The organism is Wolbachia endosymbiont (group B) of Melanostoma mellinum (assembly GCF_947251465.1).
Taxonomy (GTDB): domain Bacteria; phylum Pseudomonadota; class Alphaproteobacteria; order Rickettsiales; family Anaplasmataceae; genus Wolbachia.
In genome coordinates this window covers 240,960-264,338 of sequence record NZ_OX366366.1, presented here as the reverse complement: position 1 = coordinate 264,338, position 23,379 = coordinate 240,960, and the positions used below count along the sequence as shown (strand labels likewise).

The 23,379-nt window shown below is 34.3% G+C and carries 17 protein-coding genes and 3 pseudogenes; 14 read left to right on the top strand and 6 right to left on the bottom strand.

The features are described from left to right. Window positions 1–39: 39 nt before the first annotated feature. Complete coding sequence (locus OPR42_RS01115) at window positions 40–1,362, bottom strand: ankyrin repeat domain-containing protein (protein ID WP_265041555.1); 1,323 nt, start codon at window positions 1,360–1,362, stop codon at window positions 40–42. A gap of 325 nt (window positions 1,363–1,687) precedes the next feature. Between OPR42_RS01115 and uvrA the strand changes: the two genes are divergently transcribed. The 12 genes from uvrA (at window position 1,688) to OPR42_RS01050 (ending at window position 15,181) form a co-directional block, all read left to right on the top strand. Next, the gene (gene uvrA / locus OPR42_RS01110; RefSeq protein WP_265041554.1) at window positions 1,688–4,501 is read left to right on the top strand and encodes an excinuclease ABC subunit UvrA; all 2,814 of its coding nucleotides are present in this window, start codon (window positions 1,688–1,690) and stop codon (window positions 4,499–4,501) included. A gap of 51 nt (window positions 4,502–4,552) precedes the next feature. Next, window positions 4,553–5,257, top strand: a complete 705-nt coding sequence (locus OPR42_RS01105) for a ComF family protein (RefSeq protein ID WP_264682192.1) — start codon at window positions 4,553–4,555, stop codon at window positions 5,255–5,257. Window positions 5,258–5,751: 494 nt separating this feature from the next. Beyond that, window positions 5,752–6,711 (top strand): ankyrin repeat domain-containing protein, encoded by a 960-nt coding sequence (locus tag OPR42_RS01095; RefSeq protein ID WP_265041553.1) that lies wholly within the window; start codon window positions 5,752–5,754, stop codon window positions 6,709–6,711. 298 nt (window positions 6,712–7,009) lie between these two features. Continuing rightward, window positions 7,010–7,501: a hypothetical protein gene (locus OPR42_RS01090; RefSeq protein ID WP_265041552.1), complete on the top strand. Its 492-nt coding sequence runs from the start codon at window positions 7,010–7,012 to the stop codon at window positions 7,499–7,501. 117 nt (window positions 7,502–7,618) lie between these two features. Further along, window positions 7,619–8,368, top strand: coding sequence for an AAA family ATPase (locus OPR42_RS01085; protein WP_265041551.1), 750 nt, complete (start codon window positions 7,619–7,621; stop codon window positions 8,366–8,368). 206 nt (window positions 8,369–8,574) lie between these two features. Then, window positions 8,575–9,927, top strand: a complete 1,353-nt coding sequence (tnpC, locus tag OPR42_RS01080; protein ID WP_264330462.1) for an IS66 family transposase — start codon at window positions 8,575–8,577, stop codon at window positions 9,925–9,927. Between the two features lie 29 nt (window positions 9,928–9,956). Further along, window positions 9,957–11,117, top strand: a complete 1,161-nt coding sequence (locus tag OPR42_RS01075; protein WP_265041550.1) for a phage tail protein — start codon at window positions 9,957–9,959, stop codon at window positions 11,115–11,117. Between the two features lie 167 nt (window positions 11,118–11,284). Then, window positions 11,285–11,989 carry an ankyrin repeat domain-containing protein gene (locus OPR42_RS01070; RefSeq protein WP_264375435.1) on the top strand — a complete coding sequence of 235 codons (705 nt, stop codon included), beginning with the start codon at window positions 11,285–11,287 and terminating at the stop codon, window positions 11,987–11,989. Between the two features lie 32 nt (window positions 11,990–12,021). Then, entirely contained in the window at window positions 12,022–12,486 is a 465-nt protein-coding gene (locus OPR42_RS01065; protein ID WP_264375436.1) for an ankyrin repeat domain-containing protein, read from the top strand. A gap of 4 nt (window positions 12,487–12,490) precedes the next feature. After that, a complete protein-coding gene (locus OPR42_RS01060; RefSeq protein WP_264375437.1) occupies window positions 12,491–12,925 on the top strand; it encodes a DUF2924 domain-containing protein in 435 nt (144 codons plus the stop codon). After that, window positions 12,919–14,412, top strand: coding sequence for a recombinase family protein (locus OPR42_RS01055; protein WP_265041549.1), 1,494 nt, complete (start codon window positions 12,919–12,921; stop codon window positions 14,410–14,412). Before OPR42_RS01060 ends, OPR42_RS01055 begins: the two co-directional genes overlap by 7 nt. A 640-nt stretch (window positions 14,413–15,052) precedes the next feature. Further along, a complete protein-coding gene (locus OPR42_RS01050) occupies window positions 15,053–15,181 on the top strand; it encodes a hypothetical protein (protein WP_265041548.1) in 129 nt (42 codons plus the stop codon). Window positions 15,182–15,304: 123 nt separating this feature from the next. On the opposite strand, the gene OPR42_RS01045 is transcribed toward OPR42_RS01050, so the two are convergent. Further along, window positions 15,305–16,327 (bottom strand): IS110 family RNA-guided transposase, encoded by a 1,023-nt coding sequence (locus OPR42_RS01045; protein WP_264375440.1) that lies wholly within the window; start codon window positions 16,325–16,327, stop codon window positions 15,305–15,307. A 219-nt stretch (window positions 16,328–16,546) separates the two neighbouring features. Here OPR42_RS01045 and OPR42_RS01040 point away from each other — a divergent pair. Then, window positions 16,547–17,542: pseudogene (locus OPR42_RS01040) on the top strand (IS256 family transposase); the annotation flags it as partial. Window positions 17,543–17,556: 14 nt separating this feature from the next. Here OPR42_RS01040 and OPR42_RS01035 read toward each other — a convergent pair. Beyond that, window positions 17,557–18,392, bottom strand: a pseudogene (locus OPR42_RS01035) (IS982 family transposase). 105 nt (window positions 18,393–18,497) lie between these two features. On the opposite strand from OPR42_RS01035, the pseudogene OPR42_RS01030 reads away from it, so the two are divergent. Beyond that, window positions 18,498–18,629 (top strand): annotated as a pseudogene (locus OPR42_RS01030) (IS256 family transposase); the annotation flags it as partial. A 61-nt stretch (window positions 18,630–18,690) separates the two neighbouring features. Here the strand turns inward: OPR42_RS01030 and OPR42_RS01025 are convergent. The 3 genes from OPR42_RS01025 to OPR42_RS01015 all read right to left on the bottom strand — a co-directional run bounded on the left by OPR42_RS01025 (window position 18,691) and on the right by OPR42_RS01015 (window position 23,274). Then, window positions 18,691–19,515: a hypothetical protein gene (locus OPR42_RS01025; RefSeq protein ID WP_264375772.1), complete on the bottom strand. Its 825-nt coding sequence runs from the start codon at window positions 19,513–19,515 to the stop codon at window positions 18,691–18,693. A gap of 322 nt (window positions 19,516–19,837) precedes the next feature. Next, window positions 19,838–21,796 (bottom strand): ankyrin repeat domain-containing protein, encoded by a 1,959-nt coding sequence (locus OPR42_RS01020; protein WP_265041547.1) that lies wholly within the window; start codon window positions 21,794–21,796, stop codon window positions 19,838–19,840. Window positions 21,797–21,996: 200 nt separating this feature from the next. After that, the gene (locus tag OPR42_RS01015) at window positions 21,997–23,274 is read right to left on the bottom strand and encodes an IS4 family transposase (RefSeq protein ID WP_265041416.1); all 1,278 of its coding nucleotides are present in this window, start codon (window positions 23,272–23,274) and stop codon (window positions 21,997–21,999) included. Window positions 23,275–23,379 lie beyond the last annotated feature (105 nt).

Here is a 23,379-nt window from a genome sequence, read left to right as displayed (position 1 = left end):
CTGAAATAACTATATCAAAATTACCAGGAAGCGCACAAGTTAAGTTTTACAAGCATCATGTTGCATTGAGCATTGAATACTTACTTCTTTTAATTCAGTAGGTTGCGGTGATAGTGCGTATGTAACTCCACCGACTATCAATGAAGACATCACAGAAGTTGCAATCATCAATAGAATTGGTAATTGGAAGGCTATACTAAAGGCAACACCTACTGTCAACATGATTGCAAAGTTTACAGAAGCAATTTTTAAGAAAGACAGTTGTCTTTTTTCTGTTTTTTCTAGTAATACTTTATTTGCTTTGGTTTTGCTTAATTCACTATTAAGAGTTGTATTTTTACTTTTTAGATCTTGTATTTGTTGTTTTAGTGATTGATTCTCTTCACTGAGTTTATCAAGTACTTCTAACCTATTCTCATGTCCAGCTAAGTCACTCTTTAATTTTTCTAGTTCTTTCTCAACATGTTTTAATTCTTTACCTGGCTTTTCTAACTTCCGAATTTGTCTATCTCGCAACTGAATTTGAGATGGCAAACTTTCTAAAGTTTGATTATCAACTGCCTCGTCGTGATTTATTTCGGAGCAGGAAGAGGTATTAAATGTAGTTTCAAGTTCTAGACCGCTGTCGTCACTACTAACACTTTCGTCAATAGGAGTCTGTTTACCACTACATGTAGCACTTTTTCTTTGCGGTGACTCAAATTTTTCTACCATATTCTTAACACTAACACGTAAGTCTTGCTCACTTACTACACTGTCACTACTTTCGCACGTAACAGGAGCCTGTGCACCACTACGTATGGTATCATATTGTTTCACAGAATTTATAACATCTGCTGGTGCAGCAGTTTTTTTCTCATGCTTTGTACAAAAATTTTGTTCTGCTTCCTTTAACATTTTTACTATAGCTTCTTTATTTTCTATATTACCAACCACCTCCCTTGGAGTCTTATTTTTGCTTTTTAATGAAGGATTCACTCGATCATCACTTAGTAGTTGTTTTACCATGCTTTCATGTCCACAAGAAGTAGCAATATGCAAAGCAGTTAGCCCATCATTTTTAGAACCATCTTTTACTCGAGCGCTAACACTTGCTTTCTTTTTTAGTAAAAGTTCCACTATTAACATATTGTTGCATGCTGTAGCAAGATGTAACAACGTCCAATCTTCTGCAGCTTCTTCTGAAATTTTTATACTAAATTGATGTTCTTTACTAAAATTTTTACTAAACTTGTTGTACTCTCCTGCATCTTTTCCTTTTAACTCATTCTTTATTCTTTCAAGTAAATTATCTTCATCCAAACCTCCACTTTCACTTACCTCATTTATTATTTCAAAAAACTTCTCCTTCTCTATTGCCACAACCTTTCCCTCTCAATTTATTTTTATCACTGCATAATCTCACAAAAAAGTTAAATTTATCAAAATTCTATATTTTATATAAAATAAGATTTCCTGTTTCCAAAAGTTGGCAAGCATGCTTTTGATTAGATTGTAGAAAACATACTTTTATGACACCATTTGTTGTACGAACTAACTTGGCGAAAACAGATGTTCATATAGTTGTGTGGCAAAATGTTTTGCACTAGTTATGCTACTTCGTTTTCCATAACAGTTAAAAAAATTAGTAGCAAGTTGTTGTGAGTTTATGTATTTTGAGGCTGTAATGGTCAAAGGTACATGAAGTATGATCAGAGTTAAAGGTGCAAGAGAGCATAATTTGCAGGGTATTGATGTCAATATACCAAAAAATAAGTTAGTTGTTATAACTGGACTAAGTGGTTCTGGTAAGTCTAGCCTTGCATTCGATACGATTTATGCAGAAGGCCAACGCCGATACGTCGAAAGTCTATCGGCTTATGCACGTCAATTTCTTAATATTCAAGATAAACCAGATGTTGAGTCAATCACAGGCCTCTCTCCTGCAATATCAATTAATCAAAAGTCGATCTCAAAAAATCCAAGATCAACTGTTGGAACCGTTACTGAAATTTACGATTATGTACGTTTGATATATGCACGAGTGGGAATACCTTATTCGCCTGTAACTGGGTTGCCAATAACGAAACAGGCTGTATCTCAAATTGTAGATACTATTATAGCATTACCTTTAGAAACTAAAATATATATACTTGCTCCTATTGTGCGTGGCAGAAAAGGAGAGCACTTCAAAGAGATATTGGAAATTAAAAAGCAGGGTTACGTTAGACTAAAAATAGATGGTGAAACATACAATATAGATGACTTGCCTAAACTCGACAAAAACAAGAAACATGATATTTTTGTTATTGCAGATAGAATCTCCATGTCAGATGATATAGGAAATCGACTACCAGGCAGTATAGAATCAGCATTGAGGCTGGGCCATGGCTTAATGTATGCAGAAATAGTGAACTTACCTGATAACCACAATTCCGAGTATAAAAATGGTCAAACTTTAACTTTCTCAGAGAATTTTGCATGTCCTGAGTCTGGCTTTACTCTTGAAGAAATAGAGCCAAGATTGTTTTCTTTTAACAGCCCCTACGGTGCATGCAGTTCATGCAGTGGGCTCGGTAAAAAACTAAGTGTTGATGCAAAGCTAATAGTGCCAGACGAAACGCTCTCGATATCTGAAGGTGCTTTAAAGCCAATTGGATCAATGTTCCGTCAAGTGAATACAAACTATGGATTGCTAAAAAATGCAATTCTATCACTGGCTGAAAATTGCAAATTTAGCCTTGATGTTCCGTGGAAGAATATAGACCAAAAAGTGAAGGATTTAATACTTTTTGGCTCTAGAGAAATGAAATTTCAAGGTTTGGTCAGTATCCTAGAACGCCAGATGGATTACGATGCATCACTTATTGATAGGTATTGTTCTGTTACTGACTGCAAAGAATGTGTTGGCTATAGATTGAGAAAAGAAGCACTTACAGTGAAAATTGACGAAAAACATATAGGTGAAATATCAAGGCTCAGCATCGATGAATCCCTTAAGTGGTTTGGAAATTTATCAGACAAACTTACAGAACAACAAAGGCAAATTTCAAATAAAATATTAAACGAAATAATCAAAAGGCTGACATTTTTAAAGAATGTAGGGCTAAATTACCTTACACTTGACCGTGAATCTAGCACTCTCTCTGGTGGTGAAAGCCAGAGGATCAGGCTTGCTTCGCAAATTGGCTCTGGTTTAACAGGAGTGCTATACGTGCTTGATGAGCCCTCAATTGGCCTTCATCAATGTGATAATGATCGATTAATTACCACACTTAAAAATCTGAGAGACATGGGTAATACTGTGATTGTTGTTGAACATGATGAAGACACAATAATGGCTGCTGATTATGTGATTGATATTGGTCCTGGAGCTGGCGTGAATGGAGGAAAAATCGTTGCAGAAGGAACACCAGATCAGGTACAAAAAAATTCAGAAAGCATAACAGGACAGTATTTAAGTGGAAAGAAGGAAATTTCAATTTCAAAAAGAAGAAAGCAAACAACTCAGTTCATAAAGGTAGTTAATGCTTGTGAGAACAACTTAAAAAATATAAATGTTGAATTTCCTATAGGGAATTTTATTTGTGTTACTGGAATATCAGGAGGAGGGAAATCAAGTTTAGTGATAGAAACATTATATAAATACTCAGCACACAAGATAAATCATTCATCTGCAAGGCATGGTCAATGCGACAAAATAGAAGGCCTTGAGTATATAGATAAAATTATAGAAGTTGATCAATCGCCAATTGGTAGGACCCCAGCATCAAATCCAGCAACATATGTTGGTATGTTTACTCACATCAGAAATTGGTTTGCAGGTCTCCCAGAGTCGAAGGCACGAGGTTACAATATAGGCCGATTTTCATTTAATACCAAGGGAGGAAGATGTGAAGCTTGTAAAGGTGATGGGCATTTAAAGATCGAGATGCATTTCCTACCGGACGTTTATGTGAAATGTGAGCAATGTAGAGGACAGAGGTATAACCGAGAAACATTGGAAGTTACTTACAAGGGAAAATCAATTTCTGATGTGCTTGATATGACAATAGATCAAGCATGTGACTTTTTTGAAAATCTTCCAATGATAAAGGAAAAGTTGATTTCTTTACAGGAAGTAGGGCTTGGCTATATAACGCTTGGACAGTCGTCAACAACGTTGTCCGGGGGTGAAGCACAACGAATAAAGCTGTCTAAGGAACTATCAAAGCGATTTACCGGGAAAACATTGTATATTCTCGATGAGCCAACAACTGGGTTACATTTTGAAGATGTAAATAATTTACTGAAAATACTCCATAGGCTAGTTGATTTAGGAAATACTGTTATAGTTATTGAGCACAATTTACATGTTATAAAAACTGCTGATTACATAATAGATATTGGTCCAGAGGGTGGAGTAAAAGGTGGCGAAGTGGTTGCTGTAGGAACTCCAGAAAAAGTTGCACAGACTCCAAAAAGCGTTACAGGCAAGTATCTTAAAACATATTTATTGGATCAAGTATCGACTATTTCTTAATAATTAGGTTATGAGGAGCATTTTAAAAGGTATACCTAACATATTTAATTCATGAATCTTCTCTTATTAAAAAAAGCTACAGATCTCATATTTCCAAACGTATGCGTAAGTTGTGAACGTATAATTGATAAAAGTTATGATTTATGTAGTGAATGCAATAAAAAAATCAATTTCTTAACTAAGCATTATTGCAATGTTTGTGGTGTAGTAATTCCAGATAGTTTTTATACATGCGGCAAATGCATCAGTAATCCTCCGCCATTTAAAGTATTAAGATCAGTTTTTGCCTACGATGAACATAGCAAAAATATGATTATAAATTTTAAATTTTTTGATAACTTAAACTACATGAAAGTCTACGCAAAGTGGATGTACAAAGCTAACAAAGACATGTTTCAAAATGCAGAGGTCATAATTCCCATACCGCTACATAAAATACGCTTATTTAAACGTAAATATAATCAAGCAGCATTGCTCGCGAAGGAATTAAGTAAGTTATCTCATTTATCTTATACACCATTTGCAATAAAACGTATTCGTCACACCAAACCTCAAGCTGGTCTTTCACTTAAACAGCGTGAAAAAAATTTGAAAAATACTTTTAAAGTAAGTAACAGCGAAATTATCAAAAACAAAATCGTGATATTGGTTGATGATGTAGTAACAACTGGCGCAACCGCAAGGTCTTGCTCTCAGGAAATTTTAAACTCTGGTGCAAGAGAAGTGAGAGTGCTATCGCTTGCAAGAACTATATGAAAATCAGCTTTAAGGTATAATTTTCATTTTTGAAAACTGTTTAGTGTCTTAGTAATAACTTCTATATCATTCCTCTTAAAAAAAAGTCTAGTTATAGTGTATACTGAGTCTATAATTATAGCTCTTTTTCTAATAGTTCGAATAGCTGAATATTCTTTCTGGCTCAATTTTTTATAACAAACCAATGGTTTGATTAAAATCAGGAGAATATGGAGGCAGATATATAACTTCAGCACCGACATTTTTTTATCTCTGGATTATATTAGAAATCGATATTGTACAGTCAACATAAATTTTTTACTTCCGTGTTTTTTCTGTTGTTGTTTATAATGGCTATAGTTACATCACATATTTCTTCCAATTAAATGTATCAGTTATTTATTGTAAATTACTGACTTTTTCAATGGTTTCTTTTTCTAAATAATTCCTAAAAATGTGTTTACTTTTGTTTGTAATTGTGTAGTAACTGCATCGTAAAGTTATAGGAGGTAAAGATGAATTTTGAAAATCTAAAAAAAATATTAAGTGCAATTGATAAAGATGCAAGTGTAAATAAAGATAATGTAGTTAATAAAATAAAAGAGGTATTACAAAGGGAAGATGCAACAGCGTATCAAGAGTGGAAAAATAAAAATTTTAGTATAAATCATACATTCATCCAAAGTGATCCTGATGCCGAATTTACATTATTAATTGCAGCTGCAGCAGCTGGCTGTAAGGATTTAGTGAATGTTTTATTAGATAGGCATGCGGATGTTCATGTAGAAGGTGAAAATAGAGAGACTGCCTTGCATCATGCCGTTTATAGTGGATGTGTAGATGTAGTAAATGCTCTACTAAAAAGAGGTGCGGATGTTAATATAAAAGATAGAAATGTTTGTACTCCTTTGCATTGTGCCACTAAAAATAACCTCGTAGAGGTAGTAGATGCTCTACTATACGGAGGTGCGGATGTTAATATAAAAGATGAAAATGGTTGTACTCCTTTGCATTATGCTGCTGCAAATGGCTATATGGAGATAGTAAATGCTTTGCTAAGTAGAGGTGCAGATGTTTATAAGAAAGATAATTTTCAGAAAACCCCTTTATATTATGCCATTATAAATCGCCAAGAAGATACGGTAGAGGATATAGAAAGGTTTTTGAAAAGTAAGGTAGTAGGAGATAGTGTTGTTGTTGGTGGCTTAGTTGCCATGTTCGGGAATTTTTTAGCATCGACACTTTTTATAACCGAGACAATGGAAATTACATTAACATCTGTTATGGCAGCAATAGCTGTATCTGCATCAACAGCATTAACATCTGGTTATGCTAAATATCTAATATCAAAATTCGATAACGAAATAAAAGAAATAAAAGAGCGACAAAACGTAATGGAAGGGAGGCAAAGCTTAACAGAAGGGTGGCAAAGTGTAGAACTACAAAGCATATGTATACATAATGCTCTTTCGTAAATTTTTACTTCCGCACTTCTTTAGTGTTGCTTATAATAACTATAGATTTAGATCTTAATTAGAGGCTTTAATTACCTACTTTAAGTTATTGAATTTCTTATCATAGCATCTATCATTCCAGTACCCTGGAATGATAGAAAAAGAACACTGAATTAAAAATACAACATACCATCTTATATCTCTTAATACTTCATAATACCTCAATTATAGATTGATTAAGGATGCCTTAAGTTAGTCTTGCTTTACTATAAAAAGCTTGTATTATTTAAAAATTAACTATTAATCTATAAACTAAAATATGTTTAGTAGAACTAATATACCTTTTCTTATAGCTGGTGCTATTGCTTCTCTTACATTAATTACATCTGGAGTTTTTGCTGTAGCTCCTTACGTTGCATTTTTATCTTTAGTTGCAGCTTTAAATATAGCTCCCCCTGTTATTTTTATTTTATTTGCGCTTTCTGCAGTAGTAATTGTGTTTTCATATAAAATGATTAAACAAAGTAAAAAATCTCAAGAAAACTCGAAAGCTGAAGTTGAAGAGCTAAATAAAGAGTCAAGGAAAGAAGAAAATACGCTAGCTCCAATTAAAGAAGAATTAGAGAATGAAGAGGCTAAAGAAAATAAAAAGAAGCTTAGTGATCTAGAAAAAAAAGTCGAGAGAATTTCAGATAGTTTTGTAACGAAAGATAAAGTGGAGGGGTTAGAAAAAGAGGTTAGTGATCTTTCTGCAAGGTTAATTAATAGTCCTGCAACAAAAGATGAAGTAGAAGAAAAGTTGAGTATGTAATTTTATGCAAAAGGTGAAGAAAGAGGGTGGAATACAACATTTAGTGATATTATATTACCAAATGACATAAAAGAAAAATTGAAAGGGATTTGTGAGTCAAAAAGCGGAGGATATCTCTTGTACGGTCCACCAGGAACTGGTAAGACTAGTATTAGTAAGGCAATTGCAAATCAAACTAAATCTCTGTTTGCGTTTATATCTGTTCCTGCATCTTGCTTATCTAATCAAAAGAATATAGATCAAGTTTTTGAGCAAGCAGAGACAAATAGTCCTTGTGTAATTTTTATAGATGAGGTTGACGGCATTGGCAAAAAGCGAACTGGTAATGAGAATGCAGGACCTTTAACTCATTTACTCACTAAATTGGATCGAGAGTTTTTATCCTTAAAAAATATAACGGTAGTTGCTGCAACTAATCATAAGAATCATTTAGATCCTGCGCTTATTAGGGGTGGTCGTTTGGAGTGTATTGAGATTCCTGGGCTGGATAAAGACGATACACGTCGAAAAATATTACAAGAACGGCTCGAAAAATTAAAAGATAGCGATATGAAAATTCTTGTACAGGCTAGTAAGGGATTCTCAATAGCAAATCTGATTTGCTTAATCGATAAAATAAACGAAACTACAGAAAAGGAAGGCGAAATAAAATATCTTCGCACTTTCTGTAAAAAGTTTAAGGAGGAACGCAACATTGAAGATAAGCAGAATAAGAAACATAGTAACGAAAAAGCTCGAAACAGGGATACAAGGCTGTCATCTGGCTCATCTAGAAGCTTATCTAGTAGAAGCTTGTCTAGAAGCTCGTCAGTGAGCTCTTCATTAAGTGATGTTTTTTCTCAAGGAAATGCGCAGAAAATCAATTAATAAGGAGCATTACTACACAGTCTGGCCATGCAAGTGACACAATTCAAATTATGTCATTCCAGTGCTTGACAATAGTTTTTATCCAGAAGGGTCATTGAACGTATCCGTTCAGAGGTGTGGCAAGGATAAAAAACAATTGACATAATATATTAAAGTAGTAATAACACAAAATGTTGATAGTAAAGTAAGGCTAGATGCTTCAATTGTTGATCAGTATTGTAGAGTTATGTAAAAACTTAGAGCAGAAAGTAGCAAAGCTTGAAGAAAAAAATAAAATCTTAGAAATAGAGAATGCTGAACTAAGAGAGAGACTCGGCTTAAACTCAAGGAATTCATCTTTACCAAGTTCAAAAGAGCTGTACAAAATAAAAAAAGACACACCAGAAGATAAGTCAGAGGGCGGCAGGAAGATAGGTGGTCAAGTTGGACATAAGGGGAATTGCCGAGCTAAAATGGAAGCAGATGAGGTGGTGAAGGTAGAGTTACCAAATAGATGCGAGTGTGGTGAAGAAATCGCAATATCGGAAAAACCATATGTCTATCAAAAAGTTGATTTACCAGAAATTAAGCCTTACGTAGTTGAGTATCAATTAGAACATGGTCGCTGTCGTAAATGCGGAAAAAGAAGGAGTAGCAAATTACCAGAAGGAGTTACACCGGATACCTTTGGTCCTAGAGTTAAGTCAGTAGTTGCATCACTAAGTGGGTTTTATAAGAATTCAAAGCGAGAAATAGCGAATATTATGAAAGACATCTTTAACATGAGTATAAGTGTTGGTAGTGTGTCCAATAGTGAAGCAAGGGTTTCGTCAAAATGTAAAGAAGCCTATGAACAAATAGAGGAAGAAATAAAAGCAAGCGAAATTTTGCATATTGATGAAACCAGTCACTACAACAAAGGCAAATTGGGATGGTGCTGGATGTTTGCCAACAATAAAGCAAGTCTTATGAAGTTAGCAGATACAAGAGGAATGAAATTTTTAAAGAATAGTGCATTTTGTGATTACAAAAACCTGGTAATTACTGACAGATATGCAGTTTACAACCACTTCAGTGATGAAAAACGACAAATTTGTTGGGCTCACTTATTGAGAAATTTCGAGAGGTTATCTCATAGTTGGAATAGTGAAGTAATGAGACTTGGCCATTGTTTAAAAGACGCAGCTAATGGATTGTTTGTATTAAAAAACGCTTTGTCAGAAAATGAAATTAGTATTTCAAAGTTCACTAAGCAAGCTAAAGAATTACGAAGATACATACAGTACTGCATGATAAAAATATCTTATATACTTGAAGCAAAAGGAGCTTCACGAACGGTAAAGGGTATTATAAAATCCGAGTCAATGATGTGGACATTTTTGGATGACCCAGAGAATATTCCATTAACGAATAACCATGTTGAGCGACAGATACGGCATTATGTTGTCTATCGTAAGAATTCATATTTTGCACAGTCAGAGCGAGGGAATAGATTTCTTGAGCGGATAATTTCGTTGTATCTGACTTGGAAACAAAAGGAATTAAACCCTTTTCAAAACCTGCTAGCTGTTGTTTCTTAAACCACACCTCTGAACGGATACAAAGACAAATGAAAAATTTATTACCGCCAAACGCAACAAAGCAAGAGCAAGCACTGGTTGATGCAATAGATTATAAGGTTGATCCAAGCTGTATCAGAGGATTTAAGTTTAGTCTTAAAGAAGAAACATTGCCGTGGATAATAGAAGAATATGGTTTAGAAGAGATACTGCGTTGGGTAAAAGATAGAAGAAAAGCCGTAGTAGAAGGAGTAAAATTTCAAAGACTACGTGGAACCCCAGCATCACTCAAAATAGCACTAAAGTGGGCAAATATAGAAGATATTACAATTATTGAAGAGCCACCCGGTAAACACTTTTTTGAGTTGCAAGTAGGGATAAAAGAGGTACCAAATGACTTCTTCGTAGATGCAGTAGTAGAGCTGGCAAAACTATCACTGCCTGTAAGATCCAGACTAATGAGGATTTTTAACGATTATTATAATGTGCAGAGATTTATATTGGATGAGAGTTTATTTGGAGATCTTCTTTCTGATTATTCAGGGGTAAAAATAGAAAAAGATGGACCAGTGTTATCGTTTGGAAGAGTAAATTTTTTCAGGTCTAGTGGTCCAGTTATTAGGATTATAGAAAACTATCTACGCGATCATTATGAACGAGCTTTAAGCAATGATATATATCGCCTAGATGTAGCAATCCTTGGAGAAACCGAGCCTCACACAAGGGATTATAAAGGCATCTATGAAAGAGATCATTTGTGGTACAACTTAAAAGCACTATATCCATTACCACAGAGTTTATTACCATCGATTAAATTTGCAAAAGCGCAGATTGTACTGTCAGATAGCTGGAAATTAGGAGAAATAAATAGCTGTTTTCCGGTTGGTAGAATAGAAGAAGAAGGAAATAAATTTGTATTGGGAAACGATAAACTTTCAGGGCAACATTGGAGTTTAAAACACAAGCCAATTTTAGAAAGGTTTAGCGTTACTCACCACTACAAAATAGAAAACTATACAGATCAGAAGATTACAAAATATGGTTTAGCAGAACACAACGTTTACTATAAAAATGATTTAGAGCAAAAAGACTCAATACACGAGTTAGAAAAGCACATTTTAGTATTTTACCCAGGAGTACTGAAGTGGCACGAACATCGACATTTGCACAGAAGTTGGAAAAATAGTCAAGTGATATCTGTAATAAGTTAAGTACTTATATTTAGATCCTCATATATTATATTAATAATAGGTTAAAATGTATGAAATAAAAAGAAAAGGACTTGCTTTCTCATGCCAAAAAGGACATGACTTGAATAGCGGCAGGTAAATATAAGAAATTTGTCTGGCGCTAGAAAAGCTAGTTTTGTGAGGTAAGTATGAAGTTTAGCAAAGAATCTTTTAGTAAGTTTTTTAAAGAAGTATCAAGTAACGATATTAATAAAAGAAATGAAGAAGGAGAGACGATCTTGCATCAAGCAGTAGAAATCTCTGATTACAAAACGGTGAGATTATTAATAAAAAAAGGAGCAGAGGTAAATGCAAGAGATAAAAATGGTTATACACCTCTACACTGTGCAGTATTTGCAAAAAGCTTAGAAAATGTAAAAGTGTTGCTAAGGTCGGGAGCAGAAGTAAATGCCACTCAATATGTCACTGGATGTACGCCACTCCACTCTGCATGCAAAATAGGAGGAGTTGAAATAATAAAAGAGCTAGTAAAAGCAGGAGCTGAGGTTAATCAACTGAATAAATATGGTGCAACACCAATGTATTACATTTGGGAAAGTGAAAAGTATTGCCTATGTGATAGCAAAGAAAGTGAAAAGGCGAGCAAATTTCTGAGAGAAAAAGGTGGAGTAACAAAAAGTAGAGAACTGACGTGCTATGGAATAGAGAGGCTAGTGGGAGAAATAGCAGACATGTTGAATGGGAGTTATTTACCAGAGTTAAAAATAATAGAGATAGAAGAAATAAGGAAGAGAGACAAATCACTAATAAAGGAAGAATGTCAAAATTTAGCAAGCAAGATAATAAGCAAAGTGAATGAAATGATAGATGAGGTGGTGAGAAGGAAAGCTTAAAAAAAAAGGTCAAAGAAAAGGTGAGGTGGATTATGTTAAAGTTTGGCAAATTTAATAAGTCAGCAGAAGAATTATTAGAGAACTCACATGAAAATATTTATGCAAGAGACGAGAAGGAACTGCATTATGCAGTAGAAGCAAAAACAGTGAGTTTATTAGTTGAAAAAGGAGCGAATGTAAATGCAGTAGATGTAGAAGGATATACAGCACTGCATCTAGCGGTAACGGAGAAACGTCTAGAAATCGTGAGGGAATTGATAAAATCAGGAGGGAATGTAAATGCGGAAGAATATGGAAATAAATGCACACCGCTGCACCTTGCATGCATGATAGGCGAAAAAGAGATAGTGAAAGAATTAGTGAAGGCTGGAGGAGAAATAGAACAAGCGGATAAATTTGGAATGACAGCAATGGATTATGCGAAAAACAGTAAGGAGATCACTGAAATATTGAAGAAAGAAATAGACAGAATTGAGAAGCTATTTATGAAGGGCTAAAAATATGGAGAAGGAAATGGAAAAGAAAGTAATGAATTTAGAGAGAAAACCTTTGAGTGAGCTGAGAAAAACGTGGAAGAAGGTATTTGGGGAAGAGGCACCTAAACATTCAAAGAAATATCTGATACCTAGATTAGCATATAGAATGCAGGAGGAAGCGTATGGAAAAATGTCAAGAAAAGGAGCAAAAAGACTAGAATATCTGGCAGATCGGCTAGAAAAGGGAAAAAGAATAAGTAGCGATAAATTACCAGTAGAAGGGACAGAATTAATACTAGAGAGAGGAGAAGAGACGCATGCAGTAATGGTAACAGATCAGGGTTTAATCTACAGAGAAGAGTTTTACACGTCATTGTCAGCAGTAGCCGGAAAAATAATGGGAATGAGCTACAATGGGCCGCTTCTATTTGGAATGAGAGATAAGGAGAAAGAATGCTGAAAGAGGTAAGATGTGCGATATATACGAGAAAATCAAATGAAGATGGTCTGGAACAAAAGTTTAATAGTCTTGATGCACAACGGGTAGCATGTGAAAAGTACATAAAGAGCAGAGAAGGCTGGGTAATATTGGCCAAAAGGTACGATGATGGAGGCTTCTCAGGAAAGAATTTAGAAAGGCCAGCAATAAAGGAATTATTTGAAGATGTAAAGGCAGGAGAAGTAGATTGTGTAGTAGTGTACACACTAGACAGACTATCAAGAGAAACAAAAGACAGCATCGAAGTAACATCATTTTTTAGAAGACACCGAGTAAATTTTATAGCAGTAACGCAGATATTTGACAATAATACGCCAATGGGAAAGTTTGTACAAACGGTATTGTCAGGAGCAGCACAACTAGAAAGAGAGATGATAGTGGAAAGAGTAAAAAATAAAATAGCAACATCAAAAGAACACGGACTATGGATGGGAGGAACTTTGCCGCTTGGATATGATGTAAAGGATAAAGAATTAATAATAAATGAGAAAGAAGCAAAAGTGGTAAGGTATATATTTGAGAGGTATATGGAGCTGAGATCAATGGCAGAATTGGCAAGGGAGCTAAATAGTCAAGGTTACAGAACAAAATCAGATATCTTTAAAAAAGCGACGGTAAGGAGAATAATAACAAATCCAATATATATGGGAAAAATACGGCATTATGAGAAAGAGTATGAAGGAAAACATGAAGCGATAATAGAAGAAGAAAAATGGCAAAAAGCACAGGAATTGATAAAGAATCAACCATATAGAAAGGCGAAATACGAGGAAGCGCTACTAAAGGGAATAATTAAGTGCAAGAGCTGTGATGTAAATATGACGCTGACATACTCAAAAAAAGAAAATAAAAGGTACCGATATTATGTGTGCAATAACCATTTAAGGGGGAAGGATTGTGGATCAGTGAACCGAACAATAGTTGCTGGAGAAGTGGAAAAAGAAGTGATGAAGAAAGCTGAACAGCTATATGAAAATTGGAAAGAAAAGACCGAAGAAAAATGGAAAAATTTAAGTTTTGGAAAGCAGAAAGAAGTAGTGAAAAAGTTAATAAAGGGAGTAATGGTTAAGGAAGATGGAATAGAAGTGAGTTCTGAATCAGAGGAAAAGTTTATACCAATAAAGAAGAAAGGAAATAAATGCACGGTAGTAGAACCAGAAGGTAAAACAAACAATGCATTACTGAAAGCAGTGGTAAGAGCCCATTCCTGGAAACGGCAACTAGAAGAGGGAAAATACTCAAGTGTGAAAGAGCTGAGTGCCAAAATTAATATAGGTACAAGACGTATACAGCAAATTTTGAGGTTGAACTATTTAGCACCAAAGATTAAAGAAGACATAGTAAATGGGAGACAGCCAAGAGATTTGAAATTAGTTGATTTGAGAGAAATACCGATGCTGTGGAGTGAGCAATTAGAGAAGTTTTATGGTCTTGATTGCATTGTTTAACAAGAGTAGATGAAAACATCGAAGAGAATAGGAAAAGCTGTTGCAAAAAAACTCAAGGATTTATAAGGAAACCACTATTGCAAAATATGAAGGACTTCTAATGCACCAACAGATGTTGAAGAGGTTAAAAATAGTCTTGACGTAAACCAGTGTGACAAAAACTGACATTAAATTATATGAGTATATTAATATAAATAGTAAAGATTTTCAATTTACATATGAAACCAGAGCAAACTATTGAGCAAGAGTCAAACTCACAGAACAACCCTTTATCTGCTGAAATAGAACCATGTTTTTATAGTGAAGGAAATCCCTATATACGAAAAATCATCAAACCAACCAATTGCGGCTGGTGTTGTTGGTGCGTTATTATTGGTGAGCTGTGTTGCGTTTTATGTTTTATTTCGCAGTGGCAGTAGATGTGGTGTATGGGTTTTGCGTTGTATAATGCTACAAAGCCGAATACTAAACTTGAGTAGGTCTATTATCCAGCCTTCTTTGAATCCTGCGCAGTTGAGAAAATCCATAATTATCAAGTAAAACTTTTAAATTAGGTAATTTCTTCTCATTTGGGGGATGTTCAAAAAAGTGTGTCAAACCGAGAAGTAAAATATAATTGAGATAAAAATGGAGGTTTGATATGAGTCAAAGAATAGCAGATAGAACTACTGGTTTGGTAGATTATAAAGAATTAGAAACAAATATCTTGTCGTCTATACGAGAAGGTAGATACCGTCTTGTCAGTCAACAAGAAAATTATAGAAATTGAATCTTAAGCTGTATTACGAAATCAAAAAATACTTTCTATCAACATATACACTAACCAACTACATTAAATAAATTTGTGTAAAATGCTATTTTACATAAGATAGAAAGTACGCATTTTTTGATTTTAAAGTACTAAATTCTCCTCCAACCGCTTTGCCCTGTAATTCTTGATATGGTCAGGATTAAAAGCACTTTTGGATTTTAGAACACCGAAAATGATATGGAGTAGCTTACGCATTGCAGCACCAACGATAGCCATATTATGCTTACCCTTTTCCTTTAATCTCTGGCAAAAACTAATAATGATAGGATTGTGATTCTTAGCTACTATAGCAGGAAAGAAAAGTGCTTTACGTAATGTTTGTGAACCGGATTTACTTAATCTGGGTTTGGCATATACAGAGGAACCTGACGTCATATTTCGTGGTATAACTCCTGTATATGCTGCCAATTGCCTGGCATCTCTAAAAACCTCTATGTCAGGAACTTCAGCTAAAATAGCTATTGCTGATTCTTCTCCTATTCCTGGAATAGTCAATAGAAGTTGAAAATTTTCCAACAATTCTTTATGTTGATTTAATAGTTCACGTACGGAGTTTTTTATTGTTTCTATTTTTTGAGCTATATTCATTGCAAGGTCTTCCCAAGCACTTGCAACTTCTTTAAGCAGTCTCTCTTTTTTTTCTAAGTGGTTATTTACTAATGTTAACTCATCTTTTAACGCAACTGAGCAACGATAAAGATGTTTTAATTTTTTCATTTCAGGAGAAGGTGGTGTCCAACTAGAAGGTTCCTGTCTTTGGCAATAATCAGCAATAACTTCTGCATCGGTCTGATCATTCTTTTGTCGTATCAGCTTACTCCTTGCATAAGATTTTATGCAATAAGGATTTACAACACTAACAGAATGTCCAGCGTTGTGCAGAAACTCAGCCAAAGCTTCGCTATAACAACCAGTAGCCTCCATGCAGGCTTTTACTTCTTCTACATTATGTTTTTGTAGAAAGCTAAGTAAACCTTGAAACCCAGAATCCTCGTTTTTAAAACTCCTTTTTCTAGTTTCACATCTTCCTTTTTTGCTTATGAACGAGAGAAAAACATCAAAGCGATCTTTCGATACATCTATACCTAAAAAGTTGTTGATCATATATAACCCCATGCGTTACCATTAAAAATGAAAAGTAAGGCTAGTCTTGTGAATACAGAATTAGAACCATTTAGGTTTTTCTACGATACCGTCCAGCCTGTACTCTTGAGAAGAGAACTCTTATCTACCTTACAGATTTTATATCTAAGACCACTGACAGAGTTCTTCTCTTCTCCATCTAATGCTTAAGCTTAAAACATTAGATGCTTTTTACAAGATACAAGACCATTAATGGGAAAAGATGGTGCATTAACGCCATTTGTAAAAAGGCTACTTGAAGCAAGCTTGGAGGGTGAAATAGAACATCATTTATCTACTGAAAGCGAAGAAAACAATCGTAGAAACGGAAGGAATGGAAAAACTTTGAAAACAAGTGCAGGTTCATTTGAACTATTGACACCAAGAGACAGAGAGGGAAGTTTTGAACCACAGATAGTGAAAAAAAGGCAAACAACAGAACTTGAAACAAAGATTTTGAGCATGTTTGCCAGCGGTATGAGATATAGAGACATAATGTCACACGTCGAAGAAATTTATGACAACAAGATATCGGTTGCTGAAATATCCAGTATTACTGATAAATTATTGCCAGTGATTAACGAATGGCGCAGTCGTCCTTTACAGGCAGTTTATCCGATAGTTTTTATGGATGGAATGTTCTTTAAAGTAAAAAAGGACGGACGCTGTGTAAGCAAGTGCATGTATAATATATTAGCAAAATGGCAGAAAAGAAGTACTGGGTTTTTACTTAGCAGAAAGCGAGGGAGCTAGCTTCTGGTTAGGCGTATTAAATGACTTGAAAGAGAGAGGAATAGAAGACATTTTGATAGCTTGTGTTAAAAAGCTTTCCTGCAGCTATAAATAGCGTATTTCCTAATGTGGAAGTACAGCTATGTGTAGTGCATCAAATACGGAACTCTCTGAAATACGTATCAAGCAAAAGTTTTCATGAATGATTTGAAAAAAATATACCGCGCTACAAGTAAAGAAATTGCAGAAAATTATTTGCTTGAGCTGGAGGAAAAATGGGGCGAAAAGTATCCATTAGTTGTGAAATCTTGGCAGAATAATTGGGAAAATTTGTCTAGTTATTTCAAGTATTCTGATCCAATGAGGAGAGTAATTTACACCACTAATCCGATAGAGGGACTACACAGGCAAATTAGAAAATTCACCAAGACCAAAGGCTCATTTACCAGCATAAATGCCTTGTACACCCCAACTATGGATTAGCCAGCAAAGAAAGGCATAGAAATAGAGGGCTTTTTCGACTGCATGGAATAGGAAATCAGAACAGAAAAAACATGAATTAGGAAATTTGTTGGCGATCTGTGTCTTGTGTGCTCAATCTCAAATTTGTTTTTCAAGGAGTCGAAAACAGTCTCAATAATCGATCTTTTCCTTAGTAAAATCTTCTCTTTAAGTGAAATGAGTACGTTTTTCATGCCTTTTTTTACTTTAGTGACGAGTTTTAGGCCTCTATCGAAGAGTTTCTCAAAGAGCTCTTTCTTTATATAGCCCTTATCTCCGAACAAAAGTCCGGTCAGTCTTTTAGTAAGAATTGGCAAAGGTTTTCTGTCATCAACGTTACCTTTAGTTAGAGTAAGTGATTCCAATTTCGTTAATCACCAAGTGCAATTTAAAGCCAAAAAACCAACCATACGTGCTCTTACCAATTTCTGCCAAACCATCAAAAACTTTGTTCTTGGAGATCCTTTTTTTGTGGCAAACAGCGATTGTAGAAGTGTCTATGTAGGAAATACCGGTCATTTTTGCTTGTTTACAGAACCATTGCAAAAGTAATGCTAAATACCATAAAACTCGTGATTTAAGAGCGATAAATCGGTCATATGTTGGCAACTTAGAAAATTCAGATTTATAAAGCGGCAGATAAAGTAGGTAAAAAGCTTTGAAATTTTTGCAAGGGGATTGATGATATAATAGAATTATGGTGAGAATTTCCGAAGTCTGGTATTCTAGTGGGTTTTCTGCCTTTTGATAGGAGCATATTAGCAAAATTATCATCGACTGTGCGACAAAAATCCTCGACGCAACAGTAAAATATCTTTCTTCATGGGTAACCTCTTAATTATTGCTAAAATACTCGAGCTTACCCTGTTTTCCTCTTCTTAGCTGCACTTTTATCTCTTTATTTAATCCATAGTTGGGGTTGTACAAGCTGGTATATTGTGCTATAAGAAAGGTGGAGGAGAAATGGACGATGCCTGTACATGATTGGGCATTATCTATATCTCAACTCGATATTTTTTTCCCTAGTAGATTAAAGATTGAGTTGAATTAAAAATTCGGTTTGACACACTTTTTTGAACATCCCCCTCATTGAGCTTATAGAGCATACTTTTTTAACCATGAGCATGATTATTGCTCCGGACAGGAGGTTCCACATTTTCCAGATAGCCATGACTGTCTACTTTCAATTCATTTCCTAAGTTGTGCTCTATTTTTGTTGCAAACGTAAATCCTAATATTTTGCAAAATTTTTCGAAATATTCTCTTATAATATCAAATAAACTCTTATCGCCATCTTGATAGTTTTTTAACTCCTCAGGAACATCAAGTAATAACTTACCGTCTCTATATATTAGACCCTCTTTACCATTCTGAGATTCAAGTGTAAATTCCATTGAAAATAATATATCACATATTTTTTTCTCAGGAAAATCTAGAAGCTTTACAGGTGCTTTGGGGATTTTACACTCAACTTTTACAGAATTTGGATTTTTGCAGTCAATGTACACTTTTCTATCAACACCACTATTGACATTCATAAATAATTTATGTTTCTCGTAAAGTTCCATCATAAATGGTCCATATATATGTTCATATCCTGCTTGATTGCAATTAGTAGCTAACTCTTCTAGAATATGATCATTTGGAGCTTCTGCTCTAGAATGTTGAAACATCTCCTTAAAAACCTCTTTTGCAAATGAACGATAATTCTTTTCTCCATCTTTATTATTTTTAACCAAGCTAATATGTTTTTTATATAATCGGTCAACAAAATCCCTATCTATATTCTCTCCGTTAATGATGAAATCCATTCTATTAATGTCTTTATATGCTTGCTCACCAGAATTTGCGCTTTTATTATCTTTAGCTCTTAATTTATTAAAACCAAATTCTTTAATTTTAGCCTTTAATGTAACTATTGGATTTGCTTCTGTCATACTTCCCCCTTACTAAAGCCTTCAAAATTAATTATACTATAGGAATTGTTAATAGATTATTGACGATATATAAGTGTAACGATGGCTTTGTACTACCTGTATAATAAATACGCTAAGGCAAAAATTTAGCTGTAGAAAGAATAATGCAACTTTATCGCATTTCATTTTACTATAACTTGACTATAAGAAAAAATCTTATTTTGATTACTACGAGTAGTTCTATAAACCAAATTAATTGTAAAAAAGAGCGAGTGATTTGTGTAGAGCTTAAGATAATTCGTTTCTTAGATTGCTAATTATCTTAGTTAATATTTAATACCTTCTACCTAGCAATTTCTTCCCTCGAATTAGAAACCCTTCTTAATTCTTCACGTTCTGCCCATGAAACCTTTTTGTTGTTAGACTCGCTTATTACTTCAGGACGCATTAATCCACCAGATCTTTCAAAATATCCCTGTTCAATAGCATCGTAGACCCAGTAATTACCAAGCTCGCAATCATTGCCTAACTCTTCTTCGCGACCTTTGAATTTTTCTAATATTTCTTCTCTATTACTCACTTCTACTATAATTTTGCTTTTATTCTGTACGTCAGGATACAGCCTAACGTCTACATTTCCCAAACTGGTATAGAAAGTTAATACTATATCGCTGCCTTCTGTAAGATCTGTGTAATTCCTTATGCCATCTTCAATTTTAATTTCTACTTCACTATTACCGATCTTTACTATATTTCTTCCACACTTTACATCTCCATCTGTTAGACCTAAATCCCTTGCCCCATCTGTTATCTTTATAATGTCTATTTTACTATCTTTAGAATATTCTAAGTAAAAAACGGAGTTGTCTACTCTTGCATCTTTTAGCTCGCTATTGGTTGCACTTTTTGCGATTTCAATAAACTTATGAGAATTGCTAATATAATCTCTATAAGCTTTTTTTAGGTTAGTTTTATGCTCTTTAAATTCTGATGTCAGTGTGTTAGCATCAACTGTATTACCAAACACTGCCCCTTTTGATACTAATTGACATATTATATTACTAGCAACTTTAGGATTCTTTTCTAATTCACTGATTTTTTTCATCACATAATCGGTAAAAGTGTACTCATTACCTGAAAAGAAATCTTGTGAAAGAGAATAGTTTAATCGTACACCAGACTTTATAGCATCGCTTACAATCTCTTCAAGTTCAGCCATATTTTGAGCTTGAAACACCTTATCAGAAAACTTATTTAACTTCTCCTTTTGATTTGAGGTTAAATTAACGAGTAATTTGCTGACCTGTCCTTTCTTTTGCTGACGATAAATAATATTTTTATCATAATCTAATGCTCCTGCTTCTAGAAATATTTTTCTTAACTCTTGAGCAAGATCTTCATTGTCCCAAGCAAAACGTTCAACATATGAGAACACTTTTGACTCACCCATTCCGTGCCGAATATTTAGCACCACTTTTAGGTCTGAGTCTCTTTTATGCTTACTTAAAAACTCCTTTAAATTTTTAGTGCAGTCTGAATCTAGTGCAAGTAAGTCATACAATTCCTTATTCATCTTTTTCTGTTTATCAGTTAAAAATAATTCTTCTATATTATAGCAGAGTTTATTAGTTGCTATTTGTTGTGGAGTTTTACCCTTTCTACTTGTGATATTAGGGTTAGCTCCTTTTGAGAGGAGAGAGTTTGTATTATCGTAATGACCTTTGGCAGCAGCAAGGCATAATGGTGTTTTTCCTTTATTATCTTGTATGTTAGGATCTGCGCCTGCTTCTAAGAGTAAATCTATAGCCTGATTTCCTATGCGACGAAATCCACCAATCTTTGCTCCTGCAATTGCATGCAATACTGTTGATTGAGATTCTCCTCTTCTGAGGTTAAGAATTACTTTTAAATCTTTATTGTTTTTATTATCATGTAAGAATTCTTCAAGGGGCTCAGTATTATCAAATGAACCACAGTTAGAAGCTAAACATTTTAGAGCACTAAGTAACTTCTTGTTTAAATTTTTTTGACTTGGCGTAAGATCGTGGTCCAGAGCAAACCAAACACAAATTTGTTCATTTAGTCCAAGTTTGCTATCTATTAAAGAAGGTAGTTCATTATGATTTCTAACTGATGGTAAATCTCCTGAGTACCACATATCATTCATCAGCTCATTTAATAAATGCTCTTTAGATGATAGATGTTCTATAATTGATTCATATTCAAAATCAGATGGCTCTGGTTTGGATTTTGGTTTTAGTAGATTGATGATAGATTTTACTATCCCAGTAGACTCACCCATACTTCACTGCCATTAAGTTAAGGGAAAGAGAAGTTAAGATTGGACAAAAAATTTGAAGTGATTGATAATTATGGTAAATACTAGGGTGAATTTTTAAGAAAAGGGAGTCTGAAAAGTGCAAGTTATTTAAAAAAGTAATAATTGCAGGTTATTTTGCAAAGAATGTACTAATGCAATGATACTGAAAAGATATCTTGAATTTAAAACACATGTTTTCTAGCTCTTTTCTGGTAGTTGAGTGAACGAATATCAGATATCTTATGACGATCAACTCTTCTCCCTTTTCTCACCACTAAAGTGTTCATCAAAAATAACTGTGATAGTCGATACATAATGCAGTCTATGTCTGACTCTGTAGAAAAAATATCAAAGGCTAAGTTTTTAATCGCATTAAATGAGACAGATTTATTGATGCTTTTTTTTAGTTTACTATTCTGTGAGCTCAATGTCTCTTCATCATCTTCTATCATGATACTTTCTAGATTACTGATGAAGATAGTTGACCAAAAATCCTGCTTGATAGTTTCAATACTTTTTCCTGTGAAATTCTCTAAATTTAATCTTCCCTTCAGCCTAGAAAAAAATGTTTCTACTCCCCAGCGCAAGTAATATAATCTCTCAAACTCTTCAACTGTAAAACGTTTCTCATCTAACAGAGATGTTACTAACACTTCAACTTCGCCAGAAGAAAGTATTATTTTGACTAACCTGAATTTCATCTCATCAGGTAATCCTAGCTTTCGTAGCTGTCTTGCTACTTTAATAGGTGCGGTAGACACTACCACCGTACTAGATGGGCTTTCCGGCTTAAACATAGTGTTTATTTCATTGAAAGACGAACTTGAACAGCGAATTATATAATTGATTTTCCTTCCTGTAAGCTCAGCAAGAAATCGATAAGATACGTATCCTCTATCACAGATTAACAAATCGTCTGATTTTATGGATTCAAGCATACCGATTGCTAAATCAACCTCATAGCTGTCACCTCTACTTAGCACAGATTTTATTGCAATATTATTTAGCACATCGTAGCAAACTTCAAAGGTTGCACTTGTATAGTCTTCAAATCTCTGGATTCCATTCCATACTGCTCTTGAGCCAAACTCACCTATTATTTTGTCGCTCTTTGGCAGAATCAGTATTGAAGCATCAAATGCAAGTACTCTGAAGCCATGGTGGGTTTTAAATTCCTGATCTTGGTAGTATAGGGAAACTATATCATCATTTAACTCTGAAAACGCAGTATGTTTTAGCTTCTTTCTTGCTTGAGTAAATGCACTTGCCGTAATTGTATAATCTTTTCTTGTATGCAGAACAAACTCATTAAGCATCACTTGTAATGACTTTACACTCTTTCTAAAAATCAGGAGAAATACATTAACGAAGGGCAGCTTTCTTTTTCGTGAGAAGTCTTTTGAGGATGCTCTGTGTGCGTTTATAAAGTTTAAACTCATCAATTTATTTTTTATAAACATGATTATTCTTTTTTTTACTCATGTCATTACTTCTTTTAATTTGTGAATCTTACCTGATTTTATAATACAGTTCATCACTTTTCCTTAACTTAATGGCAGTGACCC